Annotated in this window: 9 protein-coding genes; 3 read left to right on the forward strand and 6 right to left on the reverse strand. The window is 70.2% G+C overall.

Annotated elements, in window-relative coordinates; translation table 11 throughout:
- Positions 1–10 precede the first annotated feature (10 nt).
- From DMB66_RS48520 to DMB66_RS64740, 6 genes are read right to left on the reverse strand one after another with little or no spacing between them, the layout of a single operon-like run.
- Positions 11–1,009 (reverse strand): amidohydrolase family protein, encoded by a 999-nt coding sequence (locus DMB66_RS48520; RefSeq protein WP_233625369.1) that lies wholly within the window; start codon positions 1,007–1,009, stop codon positions 11–13.
- Positions 1,006–2,265, reverse strand: a complete 1,260-nt coding sequence (kynU, locus tag DMB66_RS48525; RefSeq protein WP_233625370.1) for a kynureninase — start codon at positions 2,263–2,265, stop codon at positions 1,006–1,008. Before kynU ends, DMB66_RS48520 begins: the two co-directional genes overlap by 4 nt.
- On the reverse strand, positions 2,262–3,119 hold the full coding sequence (locus tag DMB66_RS48530) for a tryptophan 2,3-dioxygenase (RefSeq protein WP_125810887.1): 858 nt from the start codon (positions 3,117–3,119) through the stop codon (positions 2,262–2,264). Before DMB66_RS48530 ends, kynU begins: the two co-directional genes overlap by 4 nt.
- A 45-nt stretch (positions 3,120–3,164) precedes the next feature.
- A complete protein-coding gene (locus DMB66_RS48535) occupies positions 3,165–3,614 on the reverse strand; it encodes a YchJ family protein (RefSeq protein WP_125810888.1) in 450 nt (149 codons plus the stop codon).
- A gap of 4 nt (positions 3,615–3,618) precedes the next feature.
- The gene (locus tag DMB66_RS48540; RefSeq protein ID WP_125810889.1) at positions 3,619–3,993 is read right to left on the reverse strand and encodes a MerR family transcriptional regulator; all 375 of its coding nucleotides are present in this window, start codon (positions 3,991–3,993) and stop codon (positions 3,619–3,621) included.
- A gap of 48 nt (positions 3,994–4,041) precedes the next feature.
- Complete coding sequence (locus tag DMB66_RS64740) at positions 4,042–4,518, reverse strand: methyl-accepting chemotaxis protein (protein ID WP_125810890.1); 477 nt, start codon at positions 4,516–4,518, stop codon at positions 4,042–4,044.
- A 213-nt stretch (positions 4,519–4,731) separates the two neighbouring features.
- Here DMB66_RS64740 and DMB66_RS48550 point away from each other — a divergent pair, with 213 nt between their 5' ends.
- The 3 genes from DMB66_RS48550 to DMB66_RS48560 all read left to right on the forward strand — a co-directional run.
- Positions 4,732–5,736, forward strand: coding sequence for a LacI family DNA-binding transcriptional regulator (locus DMB66_RS48550; protein ID WP_125810891.1), 1,005 nt, complete (start codon positions 4,732–4,734; stop codon positions 5,734–5,736).
- A 169-nt stretch (positions 5,737–5,905) separates the two neighbouring features.
- The gene (locus DMB66_RS48555) at positions 5,906–7,264 is read left to right on the forward strand and encodes an ABC transporter substrate-binding protein (protein WP_125810892.1); all 1,359 of its coding nucleotides are present in this window, start codon (positions 5,906–5,908) and stop codon (positions 7,262–7,264) included.
- Positions 7,265–7,320: 56 nt separating this feature from the next.
- Positions 7,321–8,047: carbohydrate ABC transporter permease (locus DMB66_RS48560; RefSeq protein WP_148112838.1), on the forward strand; the 727-nt coding region annotated here is incomplete at its 3' end.

An 8,047-nucleotide genomic window follows, 5' to 3' on the forward strand; every position in this document is an offset into this window, starting at 1 on the left:
CCGTTCTCGCTCAGAGGCGCGGCCGCACGGAGTCGGTGAGGACGCGGGCGGTGGCGAGCGAGTCCGCGAAGGTGGCCGGCGCCAGGTCCAGGCCGGCCGGCAACCAGGCCGGATCACCATGGTCGGTTTCGGTCATCGCGGTCAGGATGTCGGACGGGGGAAGGCCCGCCCGTCGCAGCGCGCGCAGCTCGCGTGGGTTGACACCGAGCGGCAGCGGGCCGTTGCCCAGGTCGGTGCCGTAGCGGACTTTCCCGCCCTGGCCGAGGAAACGCCGCAGGTTGTCGATCGCCACGTCCTGCTCCGGCGTCGGGCTGCCCCAGCCGTGGATGTCCAGCGTGCTGATCCAGGTCATCCGGTCCGCACTCTCCCGGATCAGGCCCTCGTCGAGCGCCTCTGTCCAGGGAGTGTGCGCGAGATAGTCGGCTCCGGCCGCATACGCCGCGGCGACCGTGCCGGCTCCCTCCGCGTGCACGACCACCGGCAGGCCCGCCCGGTGCGCGGCGTCGACCACCGCGGCCAGCGTCGCGTCGCTCAGCAACGGCCCGCCGGCGTGGGCGGTCACTTTGATCAGAGTGGCGCCCCCGGCCTGCGCCTCGCCCACCGCCTCGGCCGCGTCCGCCGCCGACCGCACCTCGCGGCAACTGCCGGCGGGAGCCCACCCGCGGTCGCTGGGATAGCCGCCGGGTGCGATCAAAAACGGACCCGCATATCGTACGGCTGGCGCACCGCGGGCCGCCACGGCCGCGACCGTCGCCGGCGCGCCGCCCAGGTCCCAGACCGACGAGATGCCGCCGGCCCACACAGCCGACAACTCCACGAGCGCGGAATGCACATGCGCGTCGCACAGGCCGGGCAACACTGTCCCGGGGATCCGGCGCCGCGCCGCACCCGCCGGCACCGCGGCGACCGGCACGACCTCCCGGCGCGGGCCGAGGGCGACGCCAGTTTGCAGGCGCCCGTCCCACCACAGCGAGTCCGGCAGCAACCACTCCGGGCCCGCCGGGGTCACAGCTGCTTCTCCAGCAGGGTCCGCAGCACGCTCAGCCCGCGATGCACCTCGGTGAAGCTGGTGCTCAGCGGCGCCGGGCCGATCCGGATGCCGTCCGGGCGCCGGTAGTCCGGGATGACGCCGTTGTCCCACAGGCTCTCCAGCAGCTGCTCGAAGCCGGCCCGGCGCAACGTCACGTGCCCGCCGCGCTGTTCCGGCTCGCGCGGGCTCACCACCTCGACGCCCAGCGGCGCCAGCCAGCGGTCGGCCAGCTCCAGCACATACCCGGTGAGCAGCACCGACTTGGCGCGTACCGCCTCGATGCCGGCCTCGGCCAGCATGTCGAGGTTGGCGTGCAGCGGGACCATCGCCAGGATCGGCGGGGTGCCGCTGAGCAGCGCCCGGACGCCATCGGCCGGTTCGTGGCCCGGGCCCATCTCGAACGACGCGCGGTGGCCCATCCAGCCCTGGATCGGCTGCCGCAGCTCGGCCTGCAGGTCACGGCGCAGGTAGCCGAAGGCGGGCGCGCCCGGGCCGCCGTTGAGGTATTTGTAGGTGCAGCCCACGGCCAGGTCGGCGCCCCAGTCGTCGAGCCGGACCGCGACCGAGCCGGCCGAGTGGCTCAGGTCCCACAGCGTCAGCGCTCCCGCGGCGTGCGCGATCCGGTTGATCTCCGCGGCGTCGGCCAGCCAGCCCGACCGGTACGCGACGTGGCTGAACAGCACCAGCGCAGTGTCGGCGTCCACCACCTCGGCGACCTGCCCCGGCGTGATGCCGGTGGCCGGGTCCGTCTCGATCCACACCAGGGTCAGGCCCCGCTCGGCGGCGATGCCCTCCAGCACGTACCGGTCGGTGGGGAAGTTGTCGGTGTCCAGCACGATCTTGCGCCGGCCGGGGCGGGCGTCGACGGCGGCCCGGGACAGCTTGTAGAGCAGCACCGTCGTGGAATCCGCGACCACCACCTGGCCGGCGGCGGCGCCGAGCGCGACCGCCCCGAGCCGGTCGCCGAGCCGCAGCGGCCATTCCAGCCAGCCGTCCGTCCAGCCGCGGATGAGCCGGCCCGCCCACTGCTCCCGGACGAACTCGTCGAGCAACCGGGCGGTGGCGCGCAGCGGCCGGCCCAGCGAGTTGCCGTCCAGGTAGGAGACGACGTCGAAGCCGTCCGGGCTGAGGAACTGCTCCCGCAGGTGGGCGAGCGGGTCGGCGGCGTCCAGCGCCTCGGCGCGGCTCAACAGATCGTCACTCATGCGGTGCCTGCGCTCGGTGCGCTCACTCATGCGCCTACTGCTCCGATCTCGGTGCGGACCGCGTAAAGCTCCGGGAAGAAGGTCAATTCGAGGGCCTTGCGCAGGAAGTTCACGCCGCTGGAGCCGCCGGTGCCGACCTTGACACCGATCGTGCGTTCCACGGTCTTGAGGTGCCGGAACCGCCAGAGCTGGAAGTTCTCCTCCAGGTCCACGAGCTCCTCGCAGGCCTCGTACGCCTCCCAGTTCGCATCCGCGTTCTCGTAGATCTTGACGAACACCGGCACCAGATCGGCGTGGTAGCGGTGCGGCAGCGTCACGTCGCGCTGCAGCAGCTCGACCGGGACGTCGTGGCCGGCGCGGGCGAGGTAGCGCAGGAACTCGTCGTAGACGGTCGGCGCCGCCAGCGCGGCTTCCAGCAGCGCCCGCGCCGCCGGGTCGTCGTCGAAGATCGACAGCATCCGGTGGTCCTTGTTGCCGAGCATGAACTCGACCGCGCGGTACTGGTAGGACTGGAAGCCCGACGAGGTGCCGAGGAAGCTGCGGAACTCGGCATACTCCGTCGGGGTGAGGGTGGCCAGCACCGACCACTGCTCGGTGAGGCAGCGCTGGATGTGCTTGACCCGGGCCAGGCCCTTGAGCGCCGGCCGCAGGTCGTCGGCGGCGAGCTGGCGCTGCACGGCGCGCAGCTCGTGCAGGATCAGCTTGAGCCAGAGCTCCGAGGTCTGATGCTGCAGGATGAACAGCAGCTCGTCGTGGTGCTCCGGGACGCTGACCGGATGCTGCGCCGAGAGGACCTGGTCGAGCTGCAGATAGCGCCCGTACGACAGGTTGACCTTGAAGTCGCGGACGATGCCGGCCTCGATGGGCCGTTGGTTCGACGACACGTGCCTGTCCTCCTCAGATGATCCACCTGAAGGAGATCACACCCGTCAGATGTTGGCGAGGGCCTCGTCGGTAAGGATCGGACCCCAGTAGACCCACTGACCGTCGTGGCGCACGAAGCGGCTGCGCTCGTGCATTTCGCCGGGTCGGCCGGCGTCGGTGTAGTGGGCCCGGAACTCCACGATGCCCTCGGCGTCGAACAGTCCGCCACCGCTGGCCGCCAGCACGTCGAGGCCGGTCCAGCGCAGGCCCGCGTCGGGCTCGACGCGCGCCGGCCGGGTGTCCGGGTGCCAGGAGCGCAACACGTACGCCGCGTCGTCCAGGGCGAAGGCGACGAAGCGCGAGCGCATCAGCCCCTCCGCGGTGGCGCTGGCGTGGCCGCGATGCGCCGGGCCGCAGCACTCCCCGTACGGCTGGCCGAGCCCGCACGGGCAGGCCTTCGCGTCGTCGAAGCCGGTCAGCGTCGTGGTGCGGCGGCGAGTTGAGCGTCGGGCCATCCCCTCATTCTTCCGCACCGGGCGTGTCGAGCGACCGGTAGTACCGGATCTTCCCGCGGATGTGCTCACGCTGGGTGGCCAGTTCCTCCAGGCGCCGGCCGATCTCCCGGTCGTGCTCCTCCAGCAGGTCGACCCGCTCCCGTACGGTGCGCTCGTCCCGGGTGAGGTCGGCGTACCGGCGCATCTGCGCGATCGGCATGCCGGTGTCGCGCAGGCAGCGCAGGATACCGAGCCAGGCGATGTCGTCGTCGTCGAAGATCCGCTGCCCGCCGGCGGTCCGGGCGATGTCGTCGAGCAGCCCGATCCGCTCGTAGTACCGCAGGGTGTCGAGGCTGAAACCGGTCTTGTCGGCGATCTGGCCGGGGGAATAGGTCGGCATAGCCACGATTCTGCCCCTGTCCCGGAGCGGGCTCCAGGGGGTAGCGGCTCAGCCGGCCTGCTGTTCGAGCACGATCCCGCTGATCACCTGCTGGCAGCGGTCCAGTTCCTCGATCAGGCCGCGCATCTCCTCGATCGCCGAGACCGCGTCCTGGGTGTCGCTGCGGATGCCGCCGACCTGCCCGCCGATCTCGCTGGTCGCCACCGCGGTCTCGTTCGCCAGGTCCTTGACCTCGCTCGCCACCACGGCGAAACCGCGGCCCGCCTCGCCGGCCCGGGCCGCCTCGATGGTGGCGTTGAGGGCGAGCAGGTTGGTCTGCTTCGCGATCGTGGCGATGAGCTCGACGACCTTGCCGATCTCGGTGCTGCTGGCCTCCAGCCGCTGGATGACCTCGACGGCGGTCTGTGCGGCACGGACCGCCGACCGGGTCGCGGTGGCCATGTCGCTGCTGACGTCGGCGAGCCGGTGCACCGAGGCGTGCTGGGTGCCGTCCTGGTAGCCGTCGTCACTCTGCCCGTCGGTCATCCTGCTCCGCCCCCTCGCCGGCCCTGCTATCCAACATCGCATCCCGGGGTGGTCGTTCGCGGGAATTTCGCCCTATCGAGCACGACCCCGGCGACCCGGACCCGCTCCGCCGGGCAACCACCAGCTGACCGAATCCGCAAAATCGGTCATGCTTTCGTCCTGCACTGAAAGGTCCCGTACAGGTCTTGCAGGATCCTGACGTAGGATTCCGCCGTGACCAAACGTCTCGCCGAAGTGGCGAAGAAGGCCGGCGTCAGTGAGGCGACCGTCAGCCGGGTGCTCAACGGCCGCAGCGGCGTCTCCGAGGCGACCCGCGCGTCCGTGCTGACGGCCCTCGACGTGCTGGGCTACGAGCGGCCCACCAAGCTGCGTGGCGAGCGGGGCCGGCTGGTCGGCCTGGTGCTGCCCGAGCTGCAAAATCCGATCTTCCCGGCGCTGGCCGAGGTGGTGACCGGGTCGCTGGCGCAGCGCGGCTTCACCCCGGCGCTGTGCGCCCGCACGATCGGCGGGGTGTCCGAGCGCGACTACGTCGAGATGCTGCTGGATCACCAGGTGTCCGGCGTGGTCTTCGCCGGCGGCTCGTACGCGCTGGCCAAGGCCGAGCACGGGCACTACCGGCAGCTGTTGGACCGGCGGATGCCGGTCGTGATGGTCAACGGCGGCGTTGACGGCCTGGGCTTCCCGCACATCTCCACCGACGACGCGGTGGCGGTGGAGCAGGCCTTCGGGCACCTGCGCTCGCTCGGGCACGAGCGGATCGGCATGGTGCTGGGCCCGGAGGACCACGTGCCGTCGCGCCGCAAGCTGGCCGCGGTCAAAGAGGTCGCCGGCTGGCCGGACGCCCAGGCGGAGTGGCCCGTCGAGCGGACCAACTTCTCGATGGAGAGCGCCCGGCTGGCGGCCACCCGGCTGATCCAGCGTGGCAGCACCGCGCTGATCTGCGCCAGCGACGTGCTGGCCCTGGGCTCGATCCGGGCCGCCCGGCGGCTCGGCCTGGACGTGCCGCGCGACGTGTCGGTGGTCGGCTTCGACGACAGCGTGCTGATGACGTGCACCGACCCGCCGCTGACCACCGTGCGGCAGCCGATCGAGCTGATGGGCCAGGCGGCGGTCGACGTCCTGGTCAACCAGATCGAGGGTGCCGCGGCCACCACCGACGAGCTGCTCTTCGAGCCGGAGCTGGTGGTCCGCGGGTCCACCGGCCGGGTGCCGCACTAGCGGGACAATTCATCTTCTGCACCGGGCGGGCCTTCGGGCCCGCCCTTCTTTGTGCCCGCCGAGCGATCACAGTCGTGTTTTTTCTGCTGCTGGTTCAGTTATTGCGGTAACCGGTTCGGCTTTGTATCGTCACAGCCACGAAACATCGCATCGAGAGGGCGTAAACCCCATGTTCATAGCCAGGCTGCGCAGCGCCCTCGGGCTGCTGCTCGTTGCCGGAGTCGCGATGTCGGCCGCCGCGTGCGGCGACAGCGACACCCCGACGGCGTCCAAGGACGGCAAGGTCACGCTGGTGATCAACGGCCTTCCGCCCGCGACCGAGAAGGCCACCCACGAGCGGTTCCTCGCCAACGTGGCGGAGTTCGAGAAGGCCAACCCGAACATCAAGATCGACGCCCGCGAGGGCAAGATGGACCCGCAGACGTTCCCCGCCAAGCTCGCCGGCGGCCAGCTCGAGGACGTCTTCTACGTCTACTTCACCGACCCGGCCAGCCTGATCGCCAAGCGCCAGGTGTCGGACATCAGCAAGTACCTCAAGGACTTCCCGATCACCACGCAGCTCAAGCCCGAGGTGCTGCGGGTGTTCCAGGACGACAAGGGTGCCACCTACGGCCTGCCGTACAAGAACTACTCGATGGGTCTGCTCTACAACCGCGAGCTGTTCTCCAAGGCCGGGCTGGACCCGAACAGCCCGCCGAAGACCTGGGCCGACGTGCGCGCGGCGGCCAAGAAGATCACCGCCCTGGGCGGCGGCACCGTCGGCTACGGCGACTACAGCAAGAACAACACCGGCGGCTGGCACTTCACCACCGAGCTCTACTCGCTCGGCGGCGAGATGGCGGTCAACAACGCCGGCGCCTGGAAGGCCGCGTTCAACAGCCCGCAGGGCAAGCAGGTGCTGCAGCAGCTCAAGGACATGCGCTGGACCGACAACTCGATGGGCCAGAAGCAGCTGCTGGAGTGGGCCGACCTGCTGCAGCAGATGGGCTCGGGCAAGCTCGGCATGTACCTGGCGACCGCCGACAACATCCCGACGATCGTCAACCAGTACAAGGGCAAGTACGAGACCTACGGCCTCGGCCCGATCCCGGACGGCAAGGGCACGCTGGGCGGCGGCGAGGGCTACATGTTCAAGGCGGGGCTGAGCCCCGAGAAGATCAACGCCGGCCTCAAGTGGCTGACCTTCTGGTTCACCTCGGCGGAGCGCTACGAGGCCGAGAACAAGTGGTCCAGCGAGACCGACCAGCCGGTCGGCCTGCCCGAGCCGGCGATCTTCACCGGCGCGGCGGCGCAGACCCAGGCCGCGGCCGACAAGAAGTACGCGAACGTCCCGCAGGAGAACTACGCCGCGTTCGTGGCCGGCATGCCGACCATCCCGGTCAAGCTCGAGCCGCCGAACGCGCAGCAGATCTACGCCGCCCTGGACGTCGCGATGCAGAAGGTGCTCACCGACAAGAACGCCGACGTCGACAAGCTGCTCAGCGACGCGGAGACCCAGGCCAACTCCATCCTGGCCAGCGTCAAGTGATCAGCCGGCCGCCGGCGGGCCCTCCGCCGGCGGCCTCGGGCGAACAGGGAGCGACGATGGCGGTTCTGACCGCGGCCCAGGTGCGGGAATCCCGCACGGCCCGGCTGCGCCGGAAGATCCAGGACAACCTGCTGGCGTACGCGTTCATGGCGGCGGGGCTCGCGTGCTTCGCCTTCTTCTCCTGGTATCCGCTGGTCCGGGGCGTGATCCTCAGCTTCCAGCAGAACAATTTCGTGGTCCCGCCGTACTGGGTGGGCCTGGAGAACTACCGGACGCTCTTCGACGATCCGCTCTTCTACACGGCGTGGCGGAACACGCTGCTGTTCACCGGGCTCGCCCTGGTCTTCGGTTTCGTGCTGCCGTTCTTCATCGCGGTGCTGCTCAACGAGTTCCGCCACTTCAGCGGCTTCTTCCGGGTGCTGGTCTATCTGCCCGTGATGCTGCCGCCGATCGTGGCGGTGCTGCTCTGGCGCTATTTCTACGACCCGGGCAACGGGCTGTTCAACTCGCTGCTGCGCAGCGCCGGGCTCCCGGAGTCACAGTGGACCCAGTCGTCGAGCACGGCGATGATCTCGCTGGTCCTGGTCTCGACCTGGGCCAACCTCGGCGGCGCCACGCTGATGTACCTGGCCGCGCTGCAGGGCATCCAGGGCGAGCTTTACGAGGCCGCTGAGCTCGACGGCGCGAGCGTCTGGCAGCGGCTGCGGCACGTCACGCTGCCGCAGATGCGTTTCATCATGCTGGTCCTGCTGCTGCTGCAGATCATCGCGACGATGCAGGTCT

The sequence above is a fragment of the Actinoplanes sp. ATCC 53533 genome (assembly GCF_003947245.1).